The sequence below is a fragment of the Streptomyces sp. NPDC058240 genome, from assembly GCF_042882135.1.
Lineage (GTDB): Bacteria > Actinomycetota > Actinomycetes > Streptomycetales > Streptomycetaceae > Streptomyces.
Genome location: NZ_JBHVWT010000009.1, coordinates 79,220 through 105,289, shown reverse-complemented (window position 1 = coordinate 105,289; position 26,070 = coordinate 79,220). Strand labels below are relative to the sequence as shown.

The window sequence follows — 26,070 nt, the reverse complement described above, 5'->3', positions numbered from 1 at the left end:
GGCACCGCTGACCTGCACGGATACGTCCATGGTCACCCCGGATGACCACCGTCGCATCAACCGATCGGCTGATGGGGCCGTCGACCGTCCCGCGCGCGGCGTCGAGCCGGTCCGTCGACCGTACGGGGCCGGGCCCGGCCGGAGGATCGATGACAGAGCCGAACACGCTCATCCACCGCTGCTGAGGAGCCCACCATGAAGAAGCTGTCGCTGCGCACCCGCGTCCTGACCGGTGCCGCCGTCGTCGCCGCCCTCGGCGCCGGGACCTTCGGCGCGATGTCCGCCAGCGCCTCCACCCCGGCCGCCGCCCCCGCCGCCGTCAAGGCCGACGCCGCGAATCGCAACCTCCAGCAGACCACCCACCTGACCGTGGCCGCCGCCACCAAGGCCGCCCGGGCGACCCTCGACGCCGCGAAGAAGGAGAACCAGCGCGTCTCCGTCGCCGTCGTCGACCGCAACGGCAACACCATCGTGACGCTGCGCGGCGACGGCGCCGGCCCGCAGGCCTACGAGTCGGCCGTGAAGAAGGCCTACACCGCCGTCTCCTGGAACGCCCCCACCTCCGAGCTGGCCCAGCGCCTGACGAACGCCCCCACCCTGAAGGACATCCCCGGCACCCTGTTCCTCGCGGGCGGTGCTCCCGTCACGGCGAAGGGTGCCCCGATCGCGGGCATCGGGGTGGCCGGCGCCCCGAGCGGCGACCTCGACGAGAAGTTCGCCCAGGCCGGCGTCGCCTCCCTCGCCAAGTAGGCGTCGAGCAAACAGAGCAGGCCTGGCAGGCCGAGCGACAGGAGTACGACCCTATCGAGCCGATGACCGCCGACACCCACCAGCACGGCGCGACGCTCGCACCCGACGGCACCCTGCTCGTCGTCGGCACCGGCCCGATCCTCTCCGACGACAAGGGCCCCTCCCTCACCATCCGCACCCCCGAAGTCTCCGAGCGCGTCGTACCGCTGGACGGGCCGCACGAGGACGTGGCGGTGTCCGACGACGGCCGTACGGCGTACGTCACCGAGGGCTTCACCCGCGACGGGTACGGCAACGGCATCACCGTCATCGATCTCACGGGCGGGAAGCGGCCGTTCGAGGTGATCGCGGGCGCCCGCCCGCTGGGGATCGCGGTCCTCTGAGCCGATATCCCGCCAACCGGGCATTCCGTGCCTAGGATCGCCGCTGTGGATCAGCGAACACCTGTACGCCGCACGGCCCGCGCCGCCGCTCTCGTCCTGCTGGTGCTGACGACGTCCACCGGCTGCACCGGCGGTGTCGAGGGCAGACCCGGCGCGGCCGGCCTGCGCGATCCGTACTTCCCGAAGCTCGGCAACGGCGGCTACGACGTCACGCACTACGACCTCGCGCTCGACGTCGACCCGGCCGCCCACCGGCTGCGCGGCACCGCCACGATCACCGCGCGCGCCACTCAGGACCTCAGCGCCTTCGACCTCGACCTCGTCGGACTCACCGTGGAATCCGCGACCGTCGACGGCCGTCCTGCAGCCGTCAACCGGGCCGGGCAGGAGCTGACGCTGCGTCCCGACGCCGCGAGCCGGCTGCGCAGGGGCAGCACCTTCCGTACGGTCGTCCGCTACTCGGGCTCCCCGCGGACCCTCACCGACCCCGACGGGTCGCAGGAGGGCTGGCTGCGGACCGCGGACGGTTCGGTCGCGCTCGGCGAACCGACCGGCTCGATGGCCTGGTTCCCCGGCAACAACCACCCGAGCGACAAGGCGTCGTACGACATCGCCGTCACCGTCCCCGAGGGGCTGACGGCGGTGTCCAACGGGGAGCTGGCCTCCCGGCGGACCTCGGGCGGTACCACCACGTACCGCTGGCACACGGGCGAACCGATGGCGAGCTATCTGGCGACCGTCGCCATCGGCCGTTTCGACACGAAGGAGTCGACGACGGCGGACGGCATCAAGGTGTTCACCGCCGCGGACACGACGGTGGCGGCGGACAGCGCGCGGATTCTCGCCCGGGTCCCCGAGGTCGTGAAGTGGGAGGCGGAGCGGTTCGGCCCGTACCCCTTCTCCGCCACGGGCGCGATCGTCGAGCGCAGCGGGGACGCCGGCTACGCCCTGGAGACCCAGAACCGGCCCTTCTTCCACGGGCCGCCGGACGCCGGGCTCCTCGTCCACGAGATGGCCCACCAGTGGTTCGGCGACTCCGTCACGCCCGACAGCTGGCGGGACATGTGGCTGAACGAGGGCTTCGCGACGTACGCGGAGTGGCTGTGGGAGGCCGACAAGAACGACAGACCGGTCCAGGGCCGGTTCGACGCCGCCTTCGAGGACGACGACAACTGGGCCTTCCCGCCGGCCGATCCGCCGACGGCCGCGGACATCTCGCAGGCGCCGGTGTACGGGCGCGGGGCGATGGTCATCCACAGGATCCGGCAGGCTGTGGACGACGACAAGCGCTTCTTCGCGCTCGTCAGGGGCTGGACGAAGGCCCACCGGCACGGCAACGCGTCGACCGCCGACTTCACCGCCTACGTGGAGAAGACGACCGGTCAGGACCTGACGGAGCTGTGGAACACCTGGCTGTACGGCAGGAGCCGGCCCGCCTCGAAGGACTGACCGGCTCCCGTCGGAGTGCTGCTGTTCGGACTACTTCACGTTGACGCCGCCCCAGGCGGCCTGGACCGCGGTGAGCTCGGCGCTGTCCGCGCCGTACAGGTCGGTCGCCGCCTTCTCGGTCGCCTCACGGGCGCCCGCGTAGTCGGTGGTCGACGTCATGTACTCGGAGAGGGCCTTGTACCAGATCTGGACGGCCTTGTCCCGGCCGATGCCGGTGACGGTCGAGCCGTCGCTGGTCGGGGAGTCGTAGTCGACCCCGTTGATGGTCTTCGCGCCGCTGCCCTCGGACAGCAGGTAGAAGAAGTGGTTGGCGACGCCGGAGGAGTAGTGCACGTCGAGGTCGCCGACGCTGCTGTCCCAGGAGTCGGCCGAGCCGCCGTCCTTGCTCGGCTTGTCCATGTAGCGCAGCGGGGAGCCGTCGCCGTTGATGTCGATCTTCTCGCCGATGAGGTAGTCGCCGACGTCCGTGCTGTTGTCGGCGGCGAACTCGACCGAGGTGCCGAGGATGTCGCTGGTCGCCTCGTTCAGGCCGCCGGACTCGCCGAAGTAGTCGAGGTTGGCGGTGGACGCGGTCAGGCCGTGGCTCATCTCGTGGCCCGCGACGTCGAGGGCGGTCAGCGCGCTCTTGTTGTCGGCGCCGTCGCCGTACGTCATGCAGAAGCAGCTGTCGTCCCAGAACGCGTTGACGTACGCGTCGCCGTAGTGGACCCGCGAGTACGCGGCCTTGCCGTCACCGGCGATGCCGTCGCGGCCGAACGCCGACTTGTAGAAGTCCCAGGTCTGCGCGGCGCCGTAGGCGGCGTCGACCGCGGCGGTCTGGCGGTCGTTGCCGGTGCCGTCGCCCCAGGTGTCGTCGTCGTCCGTGACGAGGTCACCGGTGCCGCTCTCGCCCTGGTTGAGGTCGTACGTCTTGTGGCCGCCGCGGTCGCCGTCGGTCAGCTCGAAGCCGGAGCCGGCCGCGGTGGTCGACAGCTGGACCTCGCCGCTGTACTGGCTGTTGCCGACGCCGGTCTCGACCGCCTCGTAGCTCTGGAGCTTCTTGCCGGTGATCGCGTCGGTGATGGTATGCACCCGGCTCGGCGTGCCGTCCTTCTGCACCCCGGTCTTCACCGTCTCCAGGGCGAGGACGGGCTTGCCGGAGCCCGCCCAGATCACCTTGCGGGCGGCGGCCGCGGTCTTGATCTTCGGCGTCGTGGAGGGCACGGATATCCGGGCCTTGGTCGCCTTGGTGACGCCCTTGAGCTTTCCGCCGGGGGCGGTGTGGGTGACGAGGTCGCCGCCGAGCACGGGCAGCCCGTCGTAGGTGCGCTCGTAGCGGGTGTGGACGGTGCCGTCCGCGTCCTTGATCACATCACGGACGATCAGCTTCTCCTTGCCGCCGAGCCCGAGCGAGTCGGCGGTCGAAGAGACCTCGCTCTGTGCGGACTTGATGGCGGCGTTGCGCTGCGAGGCCTTGTTCGCGCTGAAGGGCACAACGCTGTGAGTGGCGGAGGGGCCGTCATTGCCGTTGTCGGGCGCGGCGTTCGCCGCACCGGTCTGCATGCCGACGACGACCATCGCGGCCACGGCGGCCAGGGCTGCGGCGCGACGGGTGTTCATGTGGGGGGTCATGCGCTCTCCGTTGCTCGTTCCGTGGGGGGGTTACGAGTCGAGAGCGTGCCATCGAATGACCGACATTGACGGAGCACTAACAAATACCTCACATTTATTTGACTACTTCTTGTCCGAATGGAATACACATGTGTTCGTTAATCGGCGGGAGTTGGGCGTAGATGTCCGGTGACACCGCATACGGGGCACTCTGCCCCTGCCCCTGCCCCTGCTCCGGCCGCGCACACGCGGAAGCCCCCGGCCGCAACGGCCGGGGGCTTCCGTGGTCGTGCCCGTGCGTCAGAGGTTGACGCCGAAGTCCTGGGCGATGCCGCGCAGACCGGAGGCGTAACCCTGGCCGACCGCGCGGAACTTCCACTCCGCGCCGTTGCGGTACAGCTCGCCGAAGACCATGGCGGTCTCGGTGGCGGCGTCCTCGCTCAGGTCGTAGCGGGCGATCTCGACGCCGCCGGCCTGGTTGAGGATGCGGATGAACGCGTTGCGCACCTGGCCGAAGTTCTGGCTGCGGGTCTCGGCGTCGTAGATCGAGACCGGGAAGACGATCTTGTCGACGTCGGCCGGCAGGCCCGCCAGGTTGACGTTGATCTGCTCGTCGTCGCCCTCGCCCTGGCCCGTGACGTTGTCACCGGTGTGGACGATGGTCTGGTCGGGCGTCGACTTGTTGTTGAAGAAGACGAAGTGACCGTCGGAGACGACCTTCCCGGCCGGGTTGACCGCGATCGCCGAGGCGTCGAGGTCGAAGTCGGTGCCGGTGGTGGTGCGGACGTCCCAGCCGAGGCCGACCGTGACGGCGGTCAGGCCCGGGGCCTCCTTGGTGAGGGAGACGTTGCCGCCCTTGGACAGGCTTACAGCCATGGGAAGTCCCTTTCATCGTCGATTGCGGGCTTCATGCCATCACGAAGCTACCGTCACAGGCCATAACGTGGACAAGGGACCAGGAGGTTCCTGATCCCTTTACTTTCTTTACCGAAGTCCCCCGGTCGGACGGCCGGCCGGTACGGCAAAAGAAGGTGACGAACACCCTCTGGTCCGGGGAACATGGGTGTCATGTCCGGGCCCTATGTCATCCGCGGTTCGGTCTCCCTGCCGGAGGCCGAGCTCATGTGGCGTTTCTCGCGGTCCTCCGGACCCGGGGGGCAGCACGTCAACACCAGCGACTCCCAGGTGGAGCTCCGCTTCGACCTCGCGGCGACCGAGTCGCTCCCCGAGGTGTGGAAGGAGCGGGCGCTCCAGCAGCTGGAGAGCAGGCTCGTCGGCGGGGTGATCGCGGTACGCGCCTCCGAGCACCGCTCCCAGTGGCGCAACCGCGAGACGGCCCTCGTGCGGCTCGCCTCCCTGCTCGCCGAGGCGACGGCGCCGCCCCCGAGGCCGCGCCGCAAGACGCGGATCCCGCGGGGCATCAACGAACGCCGGCTGCGCGAGAAGAAGCAGCGCGGCGATACCAAGCGCGGCCGCTCCGGCCGCGACTGGTGACGGACCGGTTCTCCCATCCGGGGCCCGGCGGCCGGTCTCCCGCCGTCCTCACCCCAGTCGGCGGTAGCGCCCCCGGAAGTACGTCAGCGGCGACCCGTCCCCGCTGGGCAGGGCCGCGCTCAGCACCCGCCCGATCACCAGCGTGTGGTCGCCCGCCAGGACCCGCTGCTCGGTACGGCACTCCAGCGTGGCCAGCGCGCCGCCGATCAACGGCGCGGCGGTGACCTCGCCCCGTGTATAGGGGATGTCCTCGAACAGCAGCCGGTCGCTGATCCGGCCCTTCATCGCGAACCGTCCGGCGACGTGCCGCTGGCTCTCGGTGAGCACGGACACCGCCCACAGCGGCTGCTCCGACAGCAGGTCGTCCATCCGGGAGTCGTTGCGCAGACTGACCATCACCAGTGGCGGGTCCAGGGACACCGACATGAAGGCGGTCGCCGTCATGCCGACGTCCTCGCCGCGTCCGTGCTCGTCCAGCGGCGGCTCCTGGGCGGTGATCAGTACGACACCGGCGGCCAGCCGGGCGAGGGCGCCTCGGAACTCATCGTTGCTCACCCCCTCAGCATGGGGGACGGGCCGGGAACGCGGGGTGGGGGTCGTCGTCTGCAGCACATCGGGCACGCTAGCCGCGGAGTGCGTGCCTCCGCATCGGGCCAAGGGACCAGCCGGGTCCTAGGACCCGTGGTCAATGGCGGACGCGGCGGCGCCGCGACGCAGGGGTCCGCGTGGCAGACCGGCGTTGCGGATCCGCGTCACGGATGTGCGTCACGGATGTGCGTTCAAGAAAAGGACGGAGCGGATCCGCACGCCACTCACAACCCTTTACCATCTGTTGTGACTTGAGTCACAGAGTGCAATATTTGTTGACCCTGTGTACCGGCTGCACAGCTCACTGTGATTCAGTTGCCGTGACACTGCAGTAAGTACGTCGATATGAAACCTGGAGTGCTGTCGAGGTCTCGGGGAGTGCGAGCAATGGAGGCCGAGTCGGAGCCGTACGTCCGTCTTGCGACGATGCGGCAGTTGCACCAGGCCGTGGCCGATCTCAACACGGCGCGGAGCCTGGCCGACACACTGCAGACCGTGGCCGACGGAATCGTCACCGGTCTCGGCTACGAGCTGGCCTGCGTGAACCTGGTCCGCCCCGACGGCGATCTCGTGGTTGCCGCCTTCGCGGGCAACAGCGCGGCGGAAGCCCTGATCACCGGCCGGGTCGGCTCGCGTGCCTCCTGGGAGCGCCGGCTGACGATGGGGCAGGCCTGGGACGAGCTCCGTTTCATACCGCACACCGACGGCTGGGTCCTCCTCGACGACGACGTACCGCAGTGGCACACCGACGGGCCGGATCCCCGTTTCGAGGACGAGTGGCACCCGCAGGACCGCCTCTACGCCCCGATGTACGCCTCCGGCGGTGGCCCCGATCTGCTGGGCGTCATTTCCGTGGACCGCCCGCGCAACGGCCGCCGCCCCGGCGCCTGGGGCCGCGAGGCCCTCCAGATGTACGCGTCGCAGGCGGCCATTGCGATCAGCAACGCCCGGCTCAGAGCAAACATGCAGCGGGCGCTGGTCCGCCTCGAACGGGAACAGCAGGCGCTGCGGGCCAGCGAGGAGTCCTTCCGCCAGGCCTTCGAGTACGCGCCCAGCGGCATGGCCATCGCCGAGATGGGCGGCGACCAGCACGGCCGGCTGCTGCGCACCAACGACGCCCTGTGCCGACTGCTCGGCCGTCCCGCGTCCGTGCTGCGCCGCTACTCCTTCGCCGACCTCGTCCACCCCGAGGACATCGGCACCCTGCTGCGCACCTCCGCCGAGGGCGGCCGTGCCGAGCTGCGCCTCGGGCGGCGGGACGGCACCTACCTCTGGGTCTCGCTGCGCAACTCCGTCGTCGCCGACACCGCGGACGGCCCCCGCTTCCTGCTCACCCACGTCGAGGACATAGAGGAGCGCAAGCGCCACGAGCTGCATCTCGCGCACCGTGCCTCGCACGACGCGCTCACCGGCCTGCCCAACAGCGCCGAGCTGCGCTCCCGGCTGGGCGCCCGGCTCTGCGACCGCCCGAACGCGGCGGCCACCACCCCGGTGGAGGCGCTGGACGCGGCCTACGGAGACATCGACGATCAGGACGCGCGGACGCACGGCTACGAGGTGGACCAGGCACCCGGCGGCCCGTACGACCACCATGTGCACGCCGTCGCACCCGACACCGAGCACGACGACGGGGCGAAGGGGCTCGCGGTCCTCTTCTGCGACCTCGACGGCTTCAAGTCGATCAACGACCGCTTCGGCCACCACACCGGTGACGCCGTGCTGATCGAGGTCGCCCGCCGGCTCACCACCTGTGTACGCGACGGCGACACCGTGGCCCGGCTCGGGGGTGACGAATTCGTCGTCCTCGCCGACGGACTCGGCGACGCGGACGCCGCGGACCTGGCCGTACGCCTGCGTAACGCCATCATTCCGCCGATTCGGGTCGACGGCAGGGCGGTGCGGGTGGGGGCGAGCTTCGGCATCGGCTGGGCCGCCTGCGGCATGACCGCGGAAGAGGTGCTGCGCTCCGCCGACCAGCGGATGTACGTGGAGAAGCGGTCGCGCTCGAAGGTTCACCGCAGGGCAGGCTGACGTTCACGGCGGCGCCTTTCCCGGGCTCCGCCGCCGTTCCGGTACCGGCGACGGCAATTCTTGGTGCGGGCCGTTCGGGGTAGGCTCGGCCGGTCGGCCACGGCTGGCACTATTCGGCGACGGCTGGCGACATGGTGAGGAGTGACCCAGGGATGACGGCCGGGAACAACGGCGCAAACACGCCCGAGGACGACGATCCGTTCGGCTACCTGTACGAGGACGGACAGGCAGCGGGCGCCCAGCCGCCGCGGCAGGGCGGCTACGGCTACCCACCGGCGGCCCCGCAGCCCGGGGTGCCCCGGACCTCGTACAACCAGGTACGCACCGTCGGCGAGCGTCAGTACGGCCAGCAGATGCCGCAGCAGCAGGCGTACGGCCAGCCGAACGCGCAGTACGCCGCCCCGGAGACGTACCCCGGCGGCGGCGCTCAGGTCCCGCAGCAGGGCGGCCGCGGCCGGTCCGGCGGCTCCTCCGGCAGCGGCGGCCCCAACACCAAGGGCCTGCTGATCGCCGCGGTCGCGGTGGTCCTGGTCGTGCTCATCGGCATCGGTGCCGCGCTGATCACGGGCAACGACAAGGACAAGAAGAAGGACGAGGCCACCTCCTCCGCCGGACCCGGCAGCCAGGTCGAGGAGTCCCCGAAGCCCAAGGAGTCCGCGAGCTCCGGGGCCCCGGTCGAGCTCCCCAAGCAGGACGCGGCGACGCTGAAGCTCGGCGGCACGGCCCAGCTGGACAACGCGACCAAGGGTGCCAAGAGCTCCAACGGCCAGTACATCAACCTCAACGAGGTCGGCCGGTCGGCGACCTGGTCGGTCGAGGTGCCGAAGGCCGGTCCGTACACGCTGTTCGTGACGTACGGAGTGCCGGGCAAGGATGCCAAGACGTCCCTGACGGTCAACGCCGAGGCTCCCCGCGAGATCAGGATGAAGAACTTCGCCGAGGCCCCTGAGGGCGATCTGGAGAAGGGCTGGACGACCACGTTCTCCTGGATGCAGCTCAACAAGGGCCCGAACACGATCACGATCTCGTGCAACGAGGGTGACCAGTGCGACGCCAACCTGGATCAGCTGTCGCTGAAGGCCGGTCACGTGAAGCGCTGACCATCCCTGGACGCACTCCGGCCCCCTCGCCTCCGGGCGAGGGGGCCGGATCGTTTTCCGGGCGCGGAGCGGCTCAGCCCATCAGGCTCAAGAACCCCGCCACCGTCCCCGCCATCGCCTCGCGCCCCGGTGCGATGTACTTCCTCGGGTCCACGCCCGTGGTGTTCTCGGCCAGGTACGCCCGTACCGCGCCGGTGAACGCGGTGTTCAGGGCCGTGCCCACGTTGATCTTGACCATGCCGGAGGAGGCGACGGCCCGGCGGATCTCCTCGTCCGGGACGCCGCTGGAGCCGTGCAGCACCAGCGGGACCGGGACCGCGTCGCGCAGCCGGCCGATCAGCTCGTGGTCCAGGGCGGCGGTGCGCTCGGTCATGGCGTGCGAGGAGCCGACCGCGACGGCCAGCGCGTCCACCCCGGTGTCGCGGACGTACGCGGCGGCCTCGGCCGGGTCGGTGCGGACGCCGGGGGCGTGGGCGTCGAGCGGGGCCTCGCCCTCCTTGCCGCCGACCTTGCCGAGCTCGGCCTCGATCCAGATGCCGCGCTCGTGGCCCCAGGCCACCGCCTCGGCCGTGGCCCGCACGTTCTCCTCGTACGAGAGCTTGGACGCGTCGAACATGACGGAGCCGAAGCCCTCCGTGTGCGCCTGGTGCAGCAGCTCCACGGACTTGACGTGGTCGAGGTGGAGGGCGAGCGGGGCGCCCGAGGCGCGGGCGACGGCGGCGGCCGCGGCGGCGATGGCGGAGAGCCGTCCGCCGTGGAACTTCACGGCGTTCTCGGAGATCTGGAGGATGGCGGGTGCTCCCGCGCGCTCCGCGCCGGCCGCGATGGCCTCCGCGTGCTCCAGCGTGATGACATTGAAGGCGGCGATCCCGCGTCCCTCGGCCTGGGCGGCGGAGACGAGTTCACCGGTGCTGACGAGCGGCATGCTGACCTCTTGCTACTTCATTTCGAACCGCGATCGGGCGGGTTCGGGACGGGCGCGGCCTCTCAGGCCGCCGGTGCGTGTTCCTCGATGCCGACGCGCGGCAGCAGCTCCTCGTACGCCGCGCGGTCGAAATCACCGGCCGTCGGGGAGAGCACGGTCGCCGTCGACAGTGCCACCGCCCGCCGCAGCCGGTCCGGCCAGCTCAGCCCCTCGACGAGGCCGGACAGCAGCCCGGCCACCGCGGAGTCGCCCGCGCCGGTCGGATTGCCCAGGACCTTGGCGGGCGGGGACGCCTGCCAGCTGCCGTCGGGGGTGACCGCCAGCATGCCGTCCGGCCCCAGCGAGGCGATGACCCCGTGCGCGCCGCGGCGGCGGGCGTCGCGGGTGGCACGCATCGGTTCGCGGGAGCCGGTGAGCTGGGCGAGCTCGTCGGCGTTCGGCTTGATCAGGTCCGGGCGGGCGGCGATGCCGCGGCGGAGCGGTTCGCCGCTGGTGTCCAGGAGCACGGGGACACCGGCGGCACGGGCCGACCGGACCAGTTCGGCGTAGGCGCCGACATGGATGCCGGGCGGCAGGCTGCCGCAGAGCGCGACGGCGTCGGCCCCGGTGAGGAGCTCCTCGTACCGGCCGAGGAGGGCGGTCCACTCGTCGGCGCTGACGAGCGGGCCGGGTTCGTTGAGCTGGGTGGTGTCGCCGGTGGCCCGGTCGACGACGGCGATGGTGCGGCGGGTGTTCCCGGCGACGGCGACGAGAGCGTCGGTGATCGGCGCGGCGGCGATCGGTGCGGGGGAGTCCGTACCGGTCTCCCGCGGCGACAGGCCGGCCAGCAGCTCGCGGAGCACGGCTCCGGTGGAGCCCCCGGCGAAGCCGGTGACAACTGTTTCGTGGCCGAGGGCGGAGAGCACCCGGGCCACGTTGAGTCCCTTGCCGCCGGGTCGCTCGGACATGTCGCTGACGCGGTGGCTGGCGTGCGGGACGAGTTCCGGGACGCCGTACGTCAGGTCGAGTGCCGTATTCAGTGTGACCGTGAGGATCACCGCGGCCGCTCCCTCGATCCCTGCTCCGAAGCGCGAAACCGTGGACGGAATGCGCTTTCTCTGGCTGTTTTCCAGGCGATCATGCCAAAGAGGTGGCGGTCGGCCCAGACCTCGGGACCAACCGCCGTCTCTTCGTTACGTATTCGACTCACCGTCAATAATGGGGCAGATCAGCCGATCTGGGGCGCTTTGATCCATTCGCCCTTGCGCATGACGCCCTTGAGCGCGAAGTCCTCGTCCAGGACCACCAGGTCCGCGTCCTTGCCCGGTTCCAGCGAGCCGACCCGGTCGTACACGCCGAGCAGCCGGGCCGGATTGGCGGAGATGGACTGCACGACATCGCCGACCGGGATCCGGTCGATGGTCACGGCCCGGTGGAACGCGGTGTCCAGGGTGAGCGTGGAGCCCGCGATCGAGTTGCCCTCGACCAGCCGCGCGACGCCGTCCTTGACCTCGACCGCGAGCGGGCCGAGCTGGTACAGGCCGTCGCCGAAGCCGGCCGCGTCCATGGCGTCGGTGATCAGCGCGACGCGGTGGGCGCCCGCGTGGTGGTAGGCCAGCTCCAGGGCCGCGGGGTGCAGATGCGTGCCGTCGTTGATCAGCTCGACGGTGATCCGCTCGTCCTCCAGCAGCGCCGCGATCGGTCCGGGCTCGCGGTGGGCGAGCGGCGGCATCGCGTTGAAGAGGTGCGTGGCGACGGTGGCGCCCGCGTCGATCGCCTCGACGGTCTGCTCGTACGTGGCGTCGGTGTGCCCGATCGCGGCGATGACGCCGTGCTCGGCGAGCAGCCGCACCGAGTCGATGCCGCCCGGCAGTTCGGTGGCGAGCGTGAACATCTTCGCCGTGCCGCGCGCCGCGTCCACCAGCTTGCGGACCTCGGCCGGGTCCGGGTGGCGCAGCAGGTCCTCGCTGTGCGCGCCCTTGCGGCACGGCGAGATGAACGGCCCCTCGAAGTGGATGCCGGCCAGGTCGCCCTGCTCCACCAGCTCGGACAGGACACCGGCCCGGTGGGCGAGGAAGTCCATCTCGCCGGTGACCGTGGAGGCGACCAGTGTGGTGGTGCCGTGCTCGCGGTGGGTGCGGATGCCGGTGAGGACCTCGTCCACGGTGCCGGAGGTGAAGGACGCGCCGCCGCCGCCGTGGTTGTGCATGTCGACGAAGCCGGGGACCACCCAGTGGCCGCTCAGGTCGACGGTCGGTGCGCCCTCCGCCGTGGAACCGGCGATCCGGGTGCCCTCGACGATCAACCGGCCGTTCTCGACGATCCCGGTGGGAAGCACCACCCGGGCACCTGCGAGAACTGTGCTGTCTGCGCGTCCGGCCATCAGGCGGATACCTCCGTGGAGAGAAGATCCCAGGCGAGCAGCCCTGCGCCCAGGCATCCGGCGGTGTCCCCGAGGGCCGCCGGGACGATGTGGGGCAGCTTCTGGAACGTGACGCGTTCCTCGACGGCCGCACGGAGTGGTGTGAACAAGGTTTCCCCGGCCTCGGCGAGACCGCCACCGATGATGAGGGAGTGCGGGTCGAGCAGCGTCAGCGCGGTGACCAGCCCGGCGGCGAGCGCGTCCACGGCGTTCTGCCAGACCTGTACGGCCGCGGGGTCGCCCGACTCGACGGCCTTCGCGCAGTCCGCCGCGTCCGCCTCCGGGTCGCCGGACGCGGCGGCCCAGGCGCGGCTGACGGCGGCGGCGGACGCCAGGGTCTCCAGACAGCCGCGCTGTCCGCAGCCGCAGTCGGGTCCGTCCGGCCGGACCACGATGTGCCCGATCTCGCCCGCGTATCCGTGCGCGCCCGCCTCGATCGTGCCCGCGATGCCGATGGCCCCGGCGATGCCGGTGCCCAGCGGGACGAAGAGGAAGCGGTCGGCGCCCTTGCCCGCGCCGATCCGGCCCTCGGCGAGCCCGCCGGTGCGTACGTCGTGGCCGAGCGCGACGGGGACACCGCCGAGCCGTTCGCCGAGCAGTTGCCGCATGGGTACGTCGCGCCAGCCCAGGTTCGAGGCGTAGACCGCGATCCCGTTCTCGGCGTCGACGATGCCGGGCACGGCGACGCCGGCCGCGACGGCGCTCTCGCCGAGGTGCTCCTCGCCGTACGCCCGCAGATCGGCGGCGAAGCCGAGGATCGACTCCACGACGGCTTCGGGGCCGCGCTCTCTGCCGGTGGCCCGCCGCGCCTCGTGCAGCAGGGTGCCGTCGGCCCCGACCAGTGCGGCCTTCATTCCGGTGCCGCCCACATCGAGGGCGATGACGTGTTTCACGGGAAACAGTTTCGCCCGAGGAGGCAAAAAGGTCTAGTCCACTATCCCGGTTTGTTGCGGATCCATACAAAACCGCGCCCACGGATTCACGGGACGGGAGCGGCACGGGAACCGGGCCGCCCCGGGACACCTCAGGGCGAAAGGATCACGCTGCGCGAGAGGTTGCGCGGGTGGTCCGGGTCGTACCCCTTCGACTCCGCCAGCTCGACCGCCAGGCGCTGCGCCCGGATCAGATCCGCCATCGGGTCCGCCGTGGCATGCGCGACCAGCGTTCCGCCCACCCGTGCCACATCGCCGGCGAGCCCCTCCGGCAGCCGGCCGAACACCCACGCCACCCGGTGCGGCCCGGTGATCGAGATCGGGCCGTGGCGGTACTCCATCGCCGGGTACGACTCCGTCCAGGCGCCCGCCGCCTCGCGCATCTTCAGCCCGGCCTCCTGCGCCAGCCCGTACGTCCAGCCGCGCCCCAGGAACGTCCACTGCTCGGCCGAGACCACCGCCTCGTCCAGCGGCTCCGTCACGGCGAGCTCCGCGTCCACCGCGGCGGCGGCGACCGTCTTCACCCCGGCCGGAAGCGGACCCGACGCCTCCAGACCGGCCCGCAGAAAGGCCAGCGCGGTGGTCGCGAACCGGGTCTGGACGACCGACTCCTCGTCCGCCCAGTCCAGTACGGCCACCGCGTCGGCGGCGTCCATCACCGGCGTCCTCGGGTCGGCGGTCAGCGCGACGGTGGCGACCTTGCCGCGCAGCTCGCCGAGGAGTTCCAGCACCTCGGTCGTGGTGCCGGAGCGGGTGATCGCCACCACCCGGTCGTACGGGCGCCCGGCCGGGAACTCCGAGGAGGGGTACGCGTCCGTCTCGCCCTGCCCGGCCGCCTCGCGCAGCGCCGCGTACGCGATGGCCATGAACCAGGAGGTGCCGCACCCGGTGACGGCAACCCGCTCACCCGGCCGCGGCAGCCCGTCGAACGCCGCCCCCGCCTCTGCGGCGCGCCGCCAGCAGCCGGGCTGGGTAGCAATTTCTGATGCGGTACGCGACATGCTGAACGGCTCCTTGCGGCGTGGAACGTAACGGTGCGGGCGGTACGGCACAGCGGCGGTGCGGGGCAGGCGGACCCCGAAGGCACCCGCACCGGAACCTACTTAGCAGTAGGCGCAGTTCGGGGGCAATGCTCTCAGGCACGGCGCCGGGTACCGGCCCGGTTACGTTGCGAAAGCGATACCGCCGTGGTGTAGACCATCGGCGACGGCCTGGGGGAGGATCGCACCCCGTTCGAAGGCCCCACGACGGCGTGGCCGGCACGGATGACGCGATGGATGAGGACGGTCTGGGCTGTGCAGCTGCGCTACCGGGTACTGACCGCGGCCGTGACCGCGCTGGGCATGACGGCGACGCTGGCGGGGTGCGGCGGCGGCAACGGCGGTTCGGGGGAGGTCACCCTCAAGCTCGTCGCGGCCGACTACGGCACCGGCCCCGCCAACAGCTCCGAGAAGTACTGGGACGGACTCGTCAAGGGCTTCGAGGCGACCCACCCCGGCATCAAGGTCGACGTCAGCGTCTATTCGTGGAAGGACATCGACCGCGAGGTCGCCGCGATGGTGAAGAAGGGGCAGGCCCCCGACATCGCCCAGATCGGCTCGTACGCCGACTACGCCAAGGCCGGCAAGCTCTACCGGGCGGACCAGATGCTGTCCATCCGCACCCAGGCCAACTTCCTGCCGTCCCTCGCCGACGCGGGCAGCGTGGACCGCACCCAGTACGGACTGCCGTTCGTCGCCAGCACCCGGCTGCTCTTCTACAACAAGAAGTACTTCGCGCAGGCGGGCCTCGACGCCCCGCGGACCTGGGACGACATCCGCGACGACGCGGCGGTGCTCAGGCAGCGCGGCGTGACCTACCCGTTCGCGCTGCCGCTCGGTCCGGAGGAGCCCCAGGCCGAGACCATGATGTGGCTGCTCAGCGGGGGCGGCGGCTACATCGACGACAGCGGCTCGTACGAGATCGACTCGGCCGAGAACGTCAGGACGTTCGACTGGCTGAAGGCGAACCTGGTCGACAAGGGCCTCGTCGGCCCCGTCGCCCCGGGGAAGCTCGACCGCCAGAAGGCGTTCGACGCGTTCACCGACGGCCGGGTCGGCATGCTGAACGGCCACCCGACGCTGATGCAGGAGGCCGAGCGGAAGGGCGTCTCCGTCGGGATGGTGCCGATGCCCGGCAGCGGCGGCCCCGGCAAGAACTCGCTGGGCGTGGCCGACTGGATCATGGGCTTCAAGCAGCGCGGCCACCGTGTGCAGCTGGGCAAGTTCTTCGACTATCTGTTCACCGACAAGAACGTCATCGGCTTCGCCGACGAGTACGACCTCCTCCCGGTCACCGACAGCGCCTCCGCGGCCATGGAGTCCGACGCCAGGTACAAGCCGCTGTGGAAGTTCCTGGCCGCGCTGCCGGACTCGCAGTTCTACCCGTACGGCAAGAGGTCCTGGGCCCGGTCCAGCGAGTCGATCAAGGAGAACATCGGCAAGGCGGTCGAGCCGAACGGCAGCCCCGGGAGCGTGCTGGGGCGGATCGCGCGCGATTCGGCCGCGGCGGCGAAAGAGGATTAGCGGGTGGCGGCCTTTCGGGCGGGCGATATGTTGGCTGATATGACCGCCCCCACGAACGGCCCCGACGGCCTCTCCGACAGGGACCGTGCCGTGCTCGCCGTCGAACGGCAGTCGTGGTCCGGCCCCGGGGCGAAGGAGCGGGCGATCCGCGAACGGCTGGGCATCTCGCCCACCCGCTACTACCAGCTCCTGAACACCCTGCTCGACGACCGCCGCGCACTGGCGGAGGACCCGGTGACGGTCAACCGCCTGCGCCGGGTGAGGGACGCGAGACGCGAACGCCGCTGAGGGCGGGATCGGGCCCCTCCGGCAGAACCGAGCCCCTCCGGCGATCGAGGAGCGGGGGTCCGGGGCAGCGCCCCCGGGAATGCCCGCACCTGCCCCGACCCCGCGTCCCGGCTATAGGCTCCCTCCATGGGCAGCAACCCCGAAGCACCCACACCGAGCGAAACCCCGTCCGCGCTCCCGACTCCCACCACCCCGGCCGGCCAAGAGGCCCTCGCCGCGATCCTCGCCCGCCCCGACCGCGCCGTCATCGCGCTCGATTTCGACGGCACCCTCGCCGACATCGTCCCGGACCCGGAGCAGGCCCGCGCCCACCCCGACGCCGTCGCAGCCCTTGCCGCGCTCGCCCCGAAGGTGGCCTCCATCGCCGTGATCACCGGCCGCCCGGCCGGCGTCGCGGTCCGGCACGGCGGCTTCGCCGGAGTGCCCGGCCTGGACCACCTCGTCGTCCTCGGCCACTACGGCGCCGAACGCTGGGACGCCGTGTCCGGCACCGTCCACGCCCCCGCCCCGCACCCCGGCATCGCCGCGGTCCGCGCCGAGCTCCCGGGCGTGCTGGACCGGGCCGGCTCGTGGCACGGCACCTGGATCGAGGAGAAGGGCCGGGCGATCGCCGTCCACACCCGCCGGGCCGCCGATCCGCAGGCCGCGTTCGAGGCGCTGAGCGGCCCGCTCGGCGAGCTCGCCGCCCGGCACGGACTGATCGTCGAGCCGGGCCGGCTGGTCCTGGAGCTGCGCCCGCCGGGCATGGACAAGGGCGTGGCGCTCGCCCAGTACGTACGGGAGACGGACGCCGAGTCCGTGCTGTACGCGGGCGACGACCTCGGCGACCTCGCCGCGTACGCCGCGGTGGAGAAGCTCCGCACCGAGGGCCCCGACGGCATCCCCGGACTGCTGGTCTGCAGCGGCAGCGCGGAGGTGCCCGAACTGGCCGAGCGGGCCGACCTGCTGCTGGCCGGACCGGGCGACGTCGTCGCCTTCCTGGCCGGGCTGGCCCGGCGGATCTGACACCCCTGGCGGCTCACTCCCGCCGCAGCGCGTCCAACTGGTCCAGGAACCACTGCTGCGGCGGCAGCGCGACCGCCGCCGCGGCCAGGCGTTCCGTGCGCGCGGTCCGTTCGTCCTCCGCCATCGTCAGCGCCTCGTGCAGCGCCGTCGCCGTCGCCGAGACGTCGTACGGGTTCACCACGACCGCGTCGCTGCCCAGCTCCTCGTACGCCCCCGCCTCCCGCGACAGCACCAGCGCGCAGCCGTGGTCGGAGACGACCGGGATCTCCTTGGCGACCAGGTTCATGCCGTCCCGGATGGGGTTGACGAGCGCCACGTCTGCCAGCCGGTACGCGGCGAGCGAGCGGGCGAAGTCGTCCTTGACGTGCAGCACGACCGGCATCCAGCCCTCCGTGCCGTACACGGCGTTGATCTCGTCGGCGACCCGTCGCACCTCGGCCGTGTAGTCGCGGTACACCGCGAGGTCCTGCCGGGAGGGGTACGCGAAGGCGACATGGACGACGCGTTCGCGCCATTCGGGCCGCTCGTCCAGGAGCGCGCGGTACGCGAACAGGCCACGCACGATGTTCTTGGACAGCTCCGTTCGGTCCACCCGTACGATCGTCCTCCGGCCGGGGCCGGTCTGCTCGCGCAGCGCCGCCATCCGCTCGTCCACATCGGCCTCGTGCGCCCGGCGGCGCAGGAAGTCCCCGTCCGCGCCGAGACCGTGCACCCCGATCCTGGTCCGCCCGGTGCCGCCCAGGATCTGGGTGCAGCAGCCGATGAACGCGTCCGCCCAGCGCCGGGTCAGGAACGCCGCCCGGTCCGCGCCCAGGATGCCGTGCAACAGCTGCTCGGCGATGTCGTCGGGGAGCAGCCGGAAGTAGTCGACGGGCGCCCACGGGGTGTGCGAGAAATGGCCGATCCGCAGGTCGGGGCGGAGCTCGCGGAGCATGCCCGGCACCAGCGCCAGGTGGTAGTCCTGCACCAGCACCGCGGCGCCCTGCCCCGCCTCCTCGGCGAGCGCCTCGGCGAAGGCCCGGTTGTAGGTCTCGAACGACGCCCACTGCCGCCGGAACTCCGCGTCGAAGACCGGCTCCAGCGGCGTCTGGTACAGCATGTGGTGGACGAACCAGAGCACCGAGTTCGCGATGCCGTTGTATGCGTCGGCGTGCACGTCCGCGTCGATGTCGAGCATCCGTACGCCCGGCTCACCGACCCCGCGCCGGACCGCCTCCCGGTCCCCGTCACCCAGCGCCGCGCACACCCACAGCTTGTCGTCGACGGCGCTCAGCCCGGAGACGAGCCCGCCGCCGCCCCGCTTCGCGTCGAGCGATCCGTCCGCGCCCAGGATGTACGACACCGGGCCGCGGTTGGACGCGACGAGGACCTGGGCGGAGGGATGGGCGGAGGACTGGGCTTCGTGCTCGGAGACCATGTTGCGGAATCTAGCCCGATCACGAACCGCCCAAACGTGCGAAGTCAGGCCGCGCGGCGCGAAACATACTCCGCGATCTCGCACATCGGGGGCCGCTCCTCGGTGTCCACGGCATGGGTGCGCGGTACGAAGCCGTTCGCGCCGCGCTCGAACTGGGTGAGCGCCGGGCGTACCAGGTGGCCGCGGGACAGCCGAAGTTGCGCGGTCCGGTAGATCGCCGCCGCCATCCGGCCGAGCGCCTGCCCGTCCTGGTGCCGGTGCTTGCGCACTCCCACGTCGACCTGGGCCAGCGCGTCCAGCCCCACCGTGTGCAGCGCGTCGACCAGGAGGCCCAACTCCACGCCGTAGCCGACGGGGAAGGGCAGCCGTTCGAGCAGGGAGCGGCGCACGGCGTACTCGCCGCCCAGCGGCTGGACGAAACCGGCCAGCTGCGGCCAGTGCAGATTGAGCAGCGGACGGGCCACCAGCTCGGTCACGCGACCGCCCTGCCCCGCCGTGTCGCCGAAGGGGCGGTCGTACATCGCCTTCACGAACTGCACGTCCGGGTCGGTCAGCAGCGGGCCGACGATGCCGGAGACGAAGTCCGCCGAGAAGTCCTTCAGGTCGGCGTCGATGAAGCACACGATGTCACCGCCGGTCACCAGGAGCGAGCGCCACAGCACCTCGCCCTTGCCGGGCACGGCCGGTATCCGGGGGAGTATCGCGTCCCGGTGCACCACCCGGGCGCCGGCCTGCCGGGCCACCTTCGCGGTGTCGTCCGTGGAACCGGAATCGATCACCACGAGCTCGTCGACCAGCCGGACCTTCTCCATCAGCTCGCGCCGGATCGTCGCGACGATCTCGCCGACCGTCGCCTCCTCGTTCAGCGCGGGCAGTACGACACTGACGCTCCCGCGGCCCGCTTCCCCGGCCGTGGCCCTGGCGGCCAGGAGGCGGTCCAACGGGCGGTCGGCGGCCGACCAGGAACGCCTGGCCAGCCAGCATTCGACCTCTTCCAGCACGGTCGATACTCCCTGTATGTGATCCATCTCGCGGTTCGGACGACTATCTCAACAGTCCGGTGCTTCGGTTACAGTCTTGAACAACGCGGACGACCATCGCATGCCGGGGTCCGTCCGCCGATAAATGCCCGGATCGAAGATCCGGTGCCACAGCGCTCATCCAGAGGGACTGAGGGAACGGCCCGTTGAAGTCCCGGCAACCCCCCCGCCGACCGTGAGGTCAGGTGGGGAAGGTGCCAATTCCGTCTCGTGGCGAAACGCGCCGCGAGGAAGATGAGGAGAAAGGGCCTCGCCACCATGGCTGCGCAGACCGTTGCAGTAAGCACCAATTCTTCCGCCGACGCTGACGCCAACGCCGAAGCCGTCGACCTCGGTCCCGCCTCGGGCCTTTCCTGCCGCGAGTGCGGCGAGCGTTTCGAACTCGGCCCCATTTTCGCCTGCGCGTCCTGTTTCGGGCCGCTCGAAGTCGCGTACGACCTGCCGAGCGGCTCCCCCGAAGAGCTGAAGAAGCGCATCGAGGCCGGACCGGCCAACATCTGGCGCTACGCGCCGCTGCTGCCGGTCCCTGCCGATGTCGCCGAGAAGCCGAACCTGAATCCCGGCTGGACCAAGCTCGTCCAGGCCGACAACCTCGCCCGTGAGCTCGGTGTCGAGCAGGGCAAGCTGTTCGTCAAGGACGACTCCGGCAACCCCACGCACTCCTTCAAGGACCGCGTCGTCGCGCAGGCCATCGAGGCCGCCCGCGCCTTCGGCTTCACCACCCTCTCCTGCTCCTCCACCGGCAACCTCGCCGGTGCCGTCGGCGCCGCCGCCGCCCGCGCCGGCTTCCGCTCCTGCGTGTTCATCCCGCACGACCTGGAGCAGGGCAAGGTCGTCATGGCCGCGGTGTACGGCGGTGAGCTGGTCGGCATCGAGGGCAACTACGACGACGTCAACCGCTTCTGCTCCGAGCTCATCGGCGACCCGCTCGGCGAGGGCTGGGGCTTCGTCAACGTCAACCTGCGTCCGTACTACGGCGAGGGCTCCAAGACCCTGGCGTACGAGATCTGTGAGCAGCTCGGCTGGCAGCTTCCGGATCAGCTGGTCATCCCGATCGCGTCCGGCTCGCAGTTCACCAAGATCGACAAGGGCCTCCAGGAGCTGATCAAGCTCGGCCTGGTCGAGGACAAGCCGTACAAGCTCTTCGGCGCCCAGGCCGAGGGCTGCTCGCCGGTCTCGGTCGCGTACAAGGGCGGCCACGACGACGTCCGGCCGCAGAAGCCGAACACGATCGCCAAGTCCCTCGCCATCGGCAACCCGGCCGACGGCCCGTACGTCCTGGACATCGCCCGCCGCACCGGCGGTGCCGTGGAGGACGTCAACGACGAGCAGGTCGTCGACGCGATCAAGCTGCTGGCGCGCACCGAGGGCATCTTCGCGGAGACGGCGGGCGGTGTGACGGTCGGCGTGACGAAGAAGCTCATCGAGGCCGGTCTGATCGACCCGTTGCTGACCACCGTCGTACTCAATACGGGTGACGGCCTCAAGACCCTCGACGCGGTGGCCGACACTTCTCAGGCGACCGCGACGATCCGGCCCAGCCTGGACGCGTTCCGCGCTGCCGGCCTCGCCACCAGCTGACCACCCGAGACTTCAGGAAGGGCACCCACCATGAGCGTCAAGGTCCGCATCCCCACCATCCTCCGCACCTACACGGGCGGCCAGGCCGAGGTCCCGGCCGAGGGCTCGACCCTCTCCCAGGTCATCGAGTCCCTGGAGCAGAACCACCCGGGCATCGCCGCCCGCGTCCTGGACGACCAGGGCAAGCTGCGCCGCTTCGTGAACGTGTACGTCAACGACGACGACGTGCGCTTCGAGGGCGGCCTGGAGACGGCCACGCCGGACGGCGCCGGCATCTCGATCATCCCGGCCGTGGCCGGCGGCTGCTGACGTCCCGTCCGACCGCACCGCGTTATCGAATTGCCCTCTCCATGATTGAAACGGAGGGGGCAATTCTGCATGGTTGAGCGCGGTACAGTGTGGGAAGTCCCCCCAGCTGCCCGTGCCGCCCGCATACGAGAATGCGCCCGGCCACGACAAGATGCAGCCAAAGTGCGCGATCCGCTTGAGGCATAAGTCGCCTTTGCCTGGCCCGACTTGCCCAGGATTCATATGAATTCCGCATATCCGGGCGTTCGGTTCTGCCGAGAATTCTCGTCCGATTGACCTGTTGCAGAGGGCAGTTGGGCAGATACATTCAGCCGCGGTCGACGCGTTCCGGCGCACACACCCTCTCCTGTCGGAGGGTGAGTTCTGACCCGGGTCCGCGAAGTGCGGTCCTGCGCAAGGGCCAGTAATAGGGGAGTTAGGCATGGCTCAGGGCACCGTCAAGTGGTTCAACGCGGAGAAGGGGTACGGCTTCATCGCGGTCGACGGTGGTGCGGATGTTTTCGTCCACTACAGCGCGATCCAGATGGACGGGTACCGCACCCTCGAAGAGGGTCAGCGAGTTGAATTCGAGATCTCGCAGGGCCAGAAGGGGCCGCAGGCGGACATGGTCAAGCTCGCCGTCGGCTGAGTTCGAGCGGTCGGCCAACGACGCCACTCACGCACTGCACTCACGCACTGAGGGCCCGTACCCCGGGGGTACGGGCCCTCAGTGCGTCCCGCGCCTGCCTCCCGCGCCTGCCTCCCGCGCCTGCCTCCCGCGCGCCCCGGCGCGGTGTCCACATCCCGAGGGGGACGCTTGCACTCTCGGGGGTCGAGTGCTAATCATTGGCGTTAGCACTCTCCAGGTGAGAGTGACAGAACTTGGACCGGGCCGGTGAGGCCCGCAGGCCGGTGGGGCAAGGAACCACCGGTCAGGCAGGCCGTCCGTCGCGGGCGCCACTCGGTCCGGAGAAATCCACCCCTGTCCGGGAGGACCACTTCACATGGCCAAGATCATCGCGTTCGACGAGGAGGCCCGGCGCGGTCTCGAGCGCGGCATGAACCAGCTCGCCGACGCCGTCAAGGTCACCCTTGGCCCCAAGGGTCGCAACGTCGTCCTTGAGAAGAAGTGGGGCGCCCCCACGATCACCAACGATGGTGTTTCCATCGCCAAGGAGATCGAGCTGGAGGACCCGTACGAGAAGATCGGTGCGGAGCTGGTCAAGGAGGTCGCCAAGAAGACGGACGACGTCGCCGGCGACGGTACGACCACCGCCACCGTTCTCGCCCAGGCTCTCGTCCGCGAGGGTCTGCGCAACGTCGCCGCGGGTGCCAACCCGATGGCCCTCAAGCGGGGCATCGAGAAGGCCGTCGAGGCCGTCTCCGCCGCCCTCCTGGAGCAGGCCAAGGACGTGGAGACCAAGGAGCAGATCGCTTCGACGGCCTCCATCTCCGCCGCCGACACCCAGATCGGCGAGCTCATCGCCGAGGCCATGGACAAGGTCGGCAAGGAAGGCGTCATCACCGTCGAGGAGTCCCAGACCTTCGGTCTGGAGCTGGAGCTCACCGAGGGTATGCGCTTCGACAAGGGCTACATCTCGGCGTACTTCGCCACCGACATGGAGCGCATGGAGTCGTCCCTCGACGACCCGTACATCCTGATCGTCAACTCCAAGGTCAGCAACGTGAAGGACCTCCTTCCGCTGCTGGAGAAGGTCATGCAGTCCGGCAAGCCGCTGCTGATCATCGCCGAGGACGTCGAGGGCGAGGCCCTGTCGACCCTGGTCGTCAACAAGATCCGTGGCACCTTCAAGTCCGTCGCCGTCAAGGCCCCGGGCTTCGGTGACCGCCGCAAGGCCATGCTCGGCGACATCGCCATCCTCACCGGTGGCACCGTCATCTCCGAGGAGGTCGGCCTCAAGCTGGAGAACGCCGGTCTCGACCTGCTCGGCCGCGCCCGCAAGGTCGTCATCACCAAGGACGAGACGACGATCGTCGACGGTGCCGGTGACAGCGACCAGGTTCAGGGTCGCGTCAACCAGATCCGCGCCGAGATCGAGAACTCCGACTCGGACTACGACCGCGAGAAGCTCCAGGAGCGTCTCGCGAAGCTGGCCGGCGGCGTGGCTGTCATCAAGGCCGGCGCCGCGACCGAGGTCGAGCTCAAGGAGCGCAAGCACCGCATCGAGGACGCGGTGCGCAACGCCAAGGCCGCCGTCGAGGAGGGCATCGTCGCCGGTGGTGGCGTGGCTCTGCTCCAGGCCTCGGCCGTCTTCGAGAAGCTGGAGCTCTCGGGTGACGAGGCGACCGGCGCCAACGCCGTCAAGCTGGCGCTGGAGGCCCCGCTCAAGCAGATCGCCGTCAACGGTGGTCTTGAGGGCGGAGTCGTCGTCGAGAAGGTGCGCAACCTGCCGATCGGTCACGGTCTGAACGCCGCGACCGGCGAGTACGTCGACATGATCGCCGAGGGCATTCTCGACCCGGCGAAGGTCACGCGCTCCGCTCTGCAGAACGCCGCGTCCATCGCCGCGCTGTTCCTCACCACCGAGGCCGTCATCGCCGACAAGCCGGAGAAGGCCGCCGCGGCCGCTCCGGGCGGCATGCCGGGCGGTGACATGGACTTCTGATCCTGACGGATCGGTAGTTCCTGTACAGCTTTGCCGCATCGGGCCCCTGGACCAGCTGGTCCAGGGGCCCGATGTCGTTTCCGGGGCGAACGGCGCTTGTGCGCCCGGATACGAGGCGTGCCGCGAACCGGTCGGCGTCACATCGGCCTTCCAACCGCGGCTCCCCCGTGGGCGTGCGGTGGACGCACCCACGATGCCCGCCGGAGCATCGTGGGCACGTGATACCGCGGCCCCCATTCCGTCGTGGGCGTCCGGCTCCCGGTATGACGGGGTGTCGGAGTCGGACACCACGGACGCCCAGCCCTACGGCAGGCGGTCGAGCAGCCAGGTGCAGAGTTCCTCCGTCACGAGAGTGTGTCCCTCGTTCCGGGAGGCGAGCTTGAACTCGTCCAGCCCGCTCGCGTCCTCCGGGAGCTCCGAGATGTTCTTGTACAGCTCGGCGTCCGTGTCCAGGTCGCCGACGTCGACCGCGCTGACGGACGGCACGAAGCAGTGCGACCGGATACGTACGTCGGTCTTGAAGCCGAGGAGCGGGTTCAGGGCGTTGAGCCCGTCGGCGAGGATGCCGAAGCCTTCCAGCGAGCCGCCGGGTGCGCCGTCGATCGACGGGAGTCCGTTCGTGCGCACCTCGTTGGTCTTCAGCGTCACCACCCGCAGCTTCGCGACGAGTTCGTCGGGGCCCGGCGCCTGGGTGTAGAGCTTGGTTCCCAGAACCGACAGGCCCTTGCCCTCCAGAGCCAGTTCGCCCGCCCGCACATCGGTGCCGGTGCCGTAGGCTACGCCGTTGGCGACACCGATCAGCCGGGGTCGGCGCGGCCATTGGCCGACGGCTGCCATCTCGGCGAGGAACTGGGCGCGCAAGACGCTCTGGTCCGGCGTGTCGTCCCACTTCTCGATGTGCCGCCACAGCAGCTGCTGGGCGGCCGGGCTGTTGATCTGGTCGGAGAACCGGCTGTCGAGATCCTTGATGTAGTGCGCGAACGCCTGGAGCGCGATCGGGATCCAGGCGCCTCGGTGCGGGCTGTCGTACGAGAAGTACAGAGCGGTCTGGTGGTCGATGCTCTCGTACTCCAGCTTGGCCAGCGCATGCCGGGTGACGAGCCCGCCCATGCTGAACCCGCCGACGGCCAGCGGTGTGTCACCCAGCCGCTCCGCGATGGCCTGCATGATCGCGGCCTGCGCGGTGCGGGAGTTGTCCAGAATCGATGCGCTGCGCTCATGGAAGCCGAGGAGGATGACGTCATGGCCACGGCGGCGCAGCTCGCTGATGAGCGCGTAGTCACCGAACTCCATGATCTCCCAGGAGAATTCCAGCTCGCTGGGCCCCGTGTTGAAGCCGTCGGCGAAAATGACCGGCCGTACGAGACCGGTGTTCCCCTCGCCGTAGTAGACCCAGGCGGTACCGCCCGGCAGGTCCCACACGGTGCTGGGTGGCAGTGGGAGCGAGACGGGCTTCTCGGCGTCCAGGCGGGGGCCGGGGGCCAGGGCGATGGGGGGCTTGTCGTGGAGCTCGGAGACGATCTGCTCGTGGGATGGTTCGGACATGGTTCGTTCCCCTTTGGGGCGGTTGATTACGATGTGCGCCAAGAGGAACACGCAACGTAACGACCGCCTAGG

The 26,070-nt window shown here is 70.4% G+C and carries 23 protein-coding genes, 1 pseudogene and 1 riboswitch; of the genes and pseudogenes, 13 read left to right on the top strand and 11 right to left on the bottom strand.

Annotation, left to right across the window (positions count from 1 at the left end; all coding sequences use genetic code 11):
• Positions 1–195 precede the first annotated feature (195 nt).
• From ACFVX4_RS17935 to ACFVX4_RS17925, 3 genes and pseudogenes are all read left to right on the top strand, one after another.
• The gene (locus ACFVX4_RS17935; protein WP_389977859.1) at positions 196–750 is read left to right on the top strand and encodes a heme-binding protein; all 555 of its coding nucleotides are present in this window, start codon (positions 196–198) and stop codon (positions 748–750) included.
• A gap of 53 nt (positions 751–803) precedes the next feature.
• Positions 804–1,133: pseudogene (locus ACFVX4_RS17930) on the top strand (hypothetical protein); the annotation flags it as partial.
• Positions 1,134–1,178: 45 nt separating this feature from the next.
• Complete coding sequence (locus tag ACFVX4_RS17925; protein WP_389977857.1) at positions 1,179–2,582, top strand: M1 family metallopeptidase; 1,404 nt, start codon at positions 1,179–1,181, stop codon at positions 2,580–2,582.
• A 30-nt stretch (positions 2,583–2,612) separates the two neighbouring features.
• On the opposite strand, the gene ACFVX4_RS17920 is transcribed toward ACFVX4_RS17925, so the two are convergent.
• Both ACFVX4_RS17920 and ACFVX4_RS17915 read right to left on the bottom strand, forming a co-directional pair.
• The gene (locus ACFVX4_RS17920; protein ID WP_389977854.1) at positions 2,613–4,193 is read right to left on the bottom strand and encodes a M4 family metallopeptidase; all 1,581 of its coding nucleotides are present in this window, start codon (positions 4,191–4,193) and stop codon (positions 2,613–2,615) included.
• A 279-nt stretch (positions 4,194–4,472) separates the two neighbouring features.
• Positions 4,473–5,048: a TerD family protein gene (locus tag ACFVX4_RS17915; RefSeq protein WP_389977851.1), complete on the bottom strand. Its 576-nt coding sequence runs from the start codon at positions 5,046–5,048 to the stop codon at positions 4,473–4,475.
• Positions 5,049–5,231: 183 nt separating this feature from the next.
• Between ACFVX4_RS17915 and arfB the strand changes: the two genes are divergently transcribed.
• Positions 5,232–5,666: an alternative ribosome rescue aminoacyl-tRNA hydrolase ArfB gene (gene arfB, locus ACFVX4_RS17910; RefSeq protein ID WP_389977848.1), complete on the top strand. Its 435-nt coding sequence runs from the start codon at positions 5,232–5,234 to the stop codon at positions 5,664–5,666.
• A gap of 48 nt (positions 5,667–5,714) precedes the next feature.
• Here arfB and ACFVX4_RS17905 read toward each other — a convergent pair whose 3' ends face one another.
• A complete protein-coding gene (locus ACFVX4_RS17905) occupies positions 5,715–6,221 on the bottom strand; it encodes a flavin reductase family protein (RefSeq protein WP_389977845.1) in 507 nt (168 codons plus the stop codon).
• A 420-nt stretch (positions 6,222–6,641) separates the two neighbouring features.
• Here ACFVX4_RS17905 and cdgB point away from each other — a divergent pair, with 420 nt between their 5' ends.
• Complete coding sequence (cdgB, locus tag ACFVX4_RS17900) at positions 6,642–8,285, top strand: diguanylate cyclase CdgB (protein WP_389977842.1); 1,644 nt, start codon at positions 6,642–6,644, stop codon at positions 8,283–8,285.
• A gap of 152 nt (positions 8,286–8,437) precedes the next feature.
• Positions 8,438–9,385 carry a carbohydrate-binding protein gene (locus ACFVX4_RS17895; protein ID WP_389977839.1) on the top strand — a complete coding sequence of 316 codons (948 nt, stop codon included), beginning with the start codon at positions 8,438–8,440 and terminating at the stop codon, positions 9,383–9,385.
• 73 nt (positions 9,386–9,458) lie between these two features.
• Here ACFVX4_RS17895 and ACFVX4_RS17890 read toward each other — a convergent pair whose 3' ends face one another.
• The 5 genes from ACFVX4_RS17890 to ACFVX4_RS17870 all read right to left on the bottom strand — a co-directional run bounded on the left by ACFVX4_RS17890 (position 9,459) and on the right by ACFVX4_RS17870 (position 14,644).
• Positions 9,459–10,310 (bottom strand): ketose-bisphosphate aldolase, encoded by an 852-nt coding sequence (locus ACFVX4_RS17890; RefSeq protein WP_389977837.1) that lies wholly within the window; start codon positions 10,308–10,310, stop codon positions 9,459–9,461.
• A gap of 62 nt (positions 10,311–10,372) precedes the next feature.
• A complete protein-coding gene (locus ACFVX4_RS17885; RefSeq protein ID WP_389977834.1) occupies positions 10,373–11,347 on the bottom strand; it encodes a 1-phosphofructokinase family hexose kinase in 975 nt (324 codons plus the stop codon).
• 170 nt (positions 11,348–11,517) lie between these two features.
• A complete protein-coding gene (gene nagA, locus ACFVX4_RS17880) occupies positions 11,518–12,672 on the bottom strand; it encodes an N-acetylglucosamine-6-phosphate deacetylase (RefSeq protein WP_389977831.1) in 1,155 nt (384 codons plus the stop codon).
• The gene (locus ACFVX4_RS17875) at positions 12,672–13,604 is read right to left on the bottom strand and encodes an ROK family protein (RefSeq protein ID WP_389977828.1); all 933 of its coding nucleotides are present in this window, start codon (positions 13,602–13,604) and stop codon (positions 12,672–12,674) included. The genes nagA and ACFVX4_RS17875 overlap by 1 nt, the downstream gene beginning before the upstream one ends.
• Positions 13,605–13,735: 131 nt before the next feature.
• Entirely contained in the window at positions 13,736–14,644 is a 909-nt protein-coding gene (locus ACFVX4_RS17870; protein WP_389977825.1) for an SIS domain-containing protein, read from the bottom strand.
• Between the two features lie 276 nt (positions 14,645–14,920).
• Between ACFVX4_RS17870 and ACFVX4_RS17865 the strand changes: the two genes are divergently transcribed.
• From ACFVX4_RS17865 to otsB, 3 genes are all read left to right on the top strand, one after another.
• Positions 14,921–16,207, top strand: coding sequence for an ABC transporter substrate-binding protein (locus ACFVX4_RS17865; RefSeq protein WP_389977822.1), 1,287 nt, complete (start codon positions 14,921–14,923; stop codon positions 16,205–16,207).
• A 39-nt stretch (positions 16,208–16,246) separates the two neighbouring features.
• The gene (locus ACFVX4_RS17860; RefSeq protein ID WP_389977819.1) at positions 16,247–16,495 is read left to right on the top strand and encodes a DUF3263 domain-containing protein; all 249 of its coding nucleotides are present in this window, start codon (positions 16,247–16,249) and stop codon (positions 16,493–16,495) included.
• 126 nt (positions 16,496–16,621) lie between these two features.
• Entirely contained in the window at positions 16,622–17,500 is an 879-nt protein-coding gene (gene otsB / locus ACFVX4_RS17855) for a trehalose-phosphatase (protein WP_389977816.1), read from the top strand.
• Positions 17,501–17,513: 13 nt separating this feature from the next.
• On the opposite strand, the gene ACFVX4_RS17850 is transcribed toward otsB, so the two are convergent.
• Positions 17,514–18,917: a trehalose-6-phosphate synthase gene (locus ACFVX4_RS17850; protein ID WP_389977813.1), complete on the bottom strand. Its 1,404-nt coding sequence runs from the start codon at positions 18,915–18,917 to the stop codon at positions 17,514–17,516.
• Positions 18,918–18,961: 44 nt separating this feature from the next.
• Positions 18,962–19,918, bottom strand: a complete 957-nt coding sequence (locus ACFVX4_RS17845; protein WP_389977810.1) for a glucosyl-3-phosphoglycerate synthase — start codon at positions 19,916–19,918, stop codon at positions 18,962–18,964.
• Positions 19,919–20,071: 153 nt separating this feature from the next.
• Positions 20,072–20,198, top strand: a riboswitch (SAM riboswitch).
• 17 nt (positions 20,199–20,215) lie between these two features.
• Here ACFVX4_RS17845 and thrC point away from each other — a divergent pair.
• The 4 genes from thrC to groL all read left to right on the top strand — a co-directional run bounded on the left by thrC (position 20,216) and on the right by groL (position 24,453).
• The gene (gene thrC / locus ACFVX4_RS17840) at positions 20,216–21,538 is read left to right on the top strand and encodes a threonine synthase (protein WP_389977807.1); all 1,323 of its coding nucleotides are present in this window, start codon (positions 20,216–20,218) and stop codon (positions 21,536–21,538) included.
• A gap of 30 nt (positions 21,539–21,568) precedes the next feature.
• Entirely contained in the window at positions 21,569–21,847 is a 279-nt protein-coding gene (locus ACFVX4_RS17835) for a MoaD/ThiS family protein (RefSeq protein WP_072487929.1), read from the top strand.
• A gap of 421 nt (positions 21,848–22,268) precedes the next feature.
• Complete coding sequence (locus tag ACFVX4_RS17830) at positions 22,269–22,475, top strand: cold-shock protein (RefSeq protein ID WP_003967346.1); 207 nt, start codon at positions 22,269–22,271, stop codon at positions 22,473–22,475.
• Between the two features lie 355 nt (positions 22,476–22,830).
• Positions 22,831–24,453: a chaperonin GroEL gene (gene groL / locus ACFVX4_RS17825; RefSeq protein ID WP_136201462.1), complete on the top strand. Its 1,623-nt coding sequence runs from the start codon at positions 22,831–22,833 to the stop codon at positions 24,451–24,453.
• Between the two features lie 303 nt (positions 24,454–24,756).
• On the opposite strand, the gene ACFVX4_RS17820 is transcribed toward groL, so the two are convergent.
• Positions 24,757–25,998: a hypothetical protein gene (locus tag ACFVX4_RS17820; RefSeq protein ID WP_389977804.1), complete on the bottom strand. Its 1,242-nt coding sequence runs from the start codon at positions 25,996–25,998 to the stop codon at positions 24,757–24,759.
• Positions 25,999–26,070: the final 72 nt, after the last annotated feature.

What these genes read in the sequence shown, in the direction of transcription:
- ACFVX4_RS17935 (WP_389977859.1), top strand. Translation starts at nt 196, where the DNA reads ATGAAGAAGCTGTCGCTGCGCACCCGCGTCCTGACCGGTGCCGCCGTC.
- ACFVX4_RS17920 (WP_389977854.1), bottom strand. Translation starts at nt 4,193, where the DNA reads ATGACCCCCCACATGAACACCCGTCGCGCCGCAGCCCTGGCCGCCGTG.
- ACFVX4_RS17915 (WP_389977851.1), bottom strand. Translation starts at nt 5,048, where the DNA reads ATGGCTGTAAGCCTGTCCAAGGGCGGCAACGTCTCCCTCACCAAGGAG.
- arfB (WP_389977848.1), top strand. Translation starts at nt 5,232, where the DNA reads ATGGGTGTCATGTCCGGGCCCTATGTCATCCGCGGTTCGGTCTCCCTG.
- cdgB (WP_389977842.1), top strand. Translation starts at nt 6,642, where the DNA reads ATGGAGGCCGAGTCGGAGCCGTACGTCCGTCTTGCGACGATGCGGCAG.
- ACFVX4_RS17895 (WP_389977839.1), top strand. Translation starts at nt 8,438, where the DNA reads ATGACGGCCGGGAACAACGGCGCAAACACGCCCGAGGACGACGATCCG.
- ACFVX4_RS17890 (WP_389977837.1), bottom strand. Translation starts at nt 10,310, where the DNA reads ATGCCGCTCGTCAGCACCGGTGAACTCGTCTCCGCCGCCCAGGCCGAG.
- nagA (WP_389977831.1), bottom strand. Translation starts at nt 12,672, where the DNA reads ATGGCCGGACGCGCAGACAGCACAGTTCTCGCAGGTGCCCGGGTGGTG.
- ACFVX4_RS17870 (WP_389977825.1), bottom strand. Translation starts at nt 14,644, where the DNA reads ATGTCGCGTACCGCATCAGAAATTGCTACCCAGCCCGGCTGCTGGCGG.
- ACFVX4_RS17865 (WP_389977822.1), top strand. Translation starts at nt 14,921, where the DNA reads ATGAGGACGGTCTGGGCTGTGCAGCTGCGCTACCGGGTACTGACCGCG.
- ACFVX4_RS17860 (WP_389977819.1), top strand. Translation starts at nt 16,247, where the DNA reads ATGACCGCCCCCACGAACGGCCCCGACGGCCTCTCCGACAGGGACCGT.
- otsB (WP_389977816.1), top strand. Translation starts at nt 16,622, where the DNA reads ATGGGCAGCAACCCCGAAGCACCCACACCGAGCGAAACCCCGTCCGCG.
- ACFVX4_RS17850 (WP_389977813.1), bottom strand. Translation starts at nt 18,917, where the DNA reads ATGGTCTCCGAGCACGAAGCCCAGTCCTCCGCCCATCCCTCCGCCCAG.
- thrC (WP_389977807.1), top strand. Translation starts at nt 20,216, where the DNA reads ATGGCTGCGCAGACCGTTGCAGTAAGCACCAATTCTTCCGCCGACGCT.
- ACFVX4_RS17835 (WP_072487929.1), top strand. Translation starts at nt 21,569, where the DNA reads ATGAGCGTCAAGGTCCGCATCCCCACCATCCTCCGCACCTACACGGGC.
- ACFVX4_RS17830 (WP_003967346.1), top strand. Translation starts at nt 22,269, where the DNA reads ATGGCTCAGGGCACCGTCAAGTGGTTCAACGCGGAGAAGGGGTACGGC.
- groL (WP_136201462.1), top strand. Translation starts at nt 22,831, where the DNA reads ATGGCCAAGATCATCGCGTTCGACGAGGAGGCCCGGCGCGGTCTCGAG.
- ACFVX4_RS17820 (WP_389977804.1), bottom strand. Translation starts at nt 25,998, where the DNA reads ATGTCCGAACCATCCCACGAGCAGATCGTCTCCGAGCTCCACGACAAG.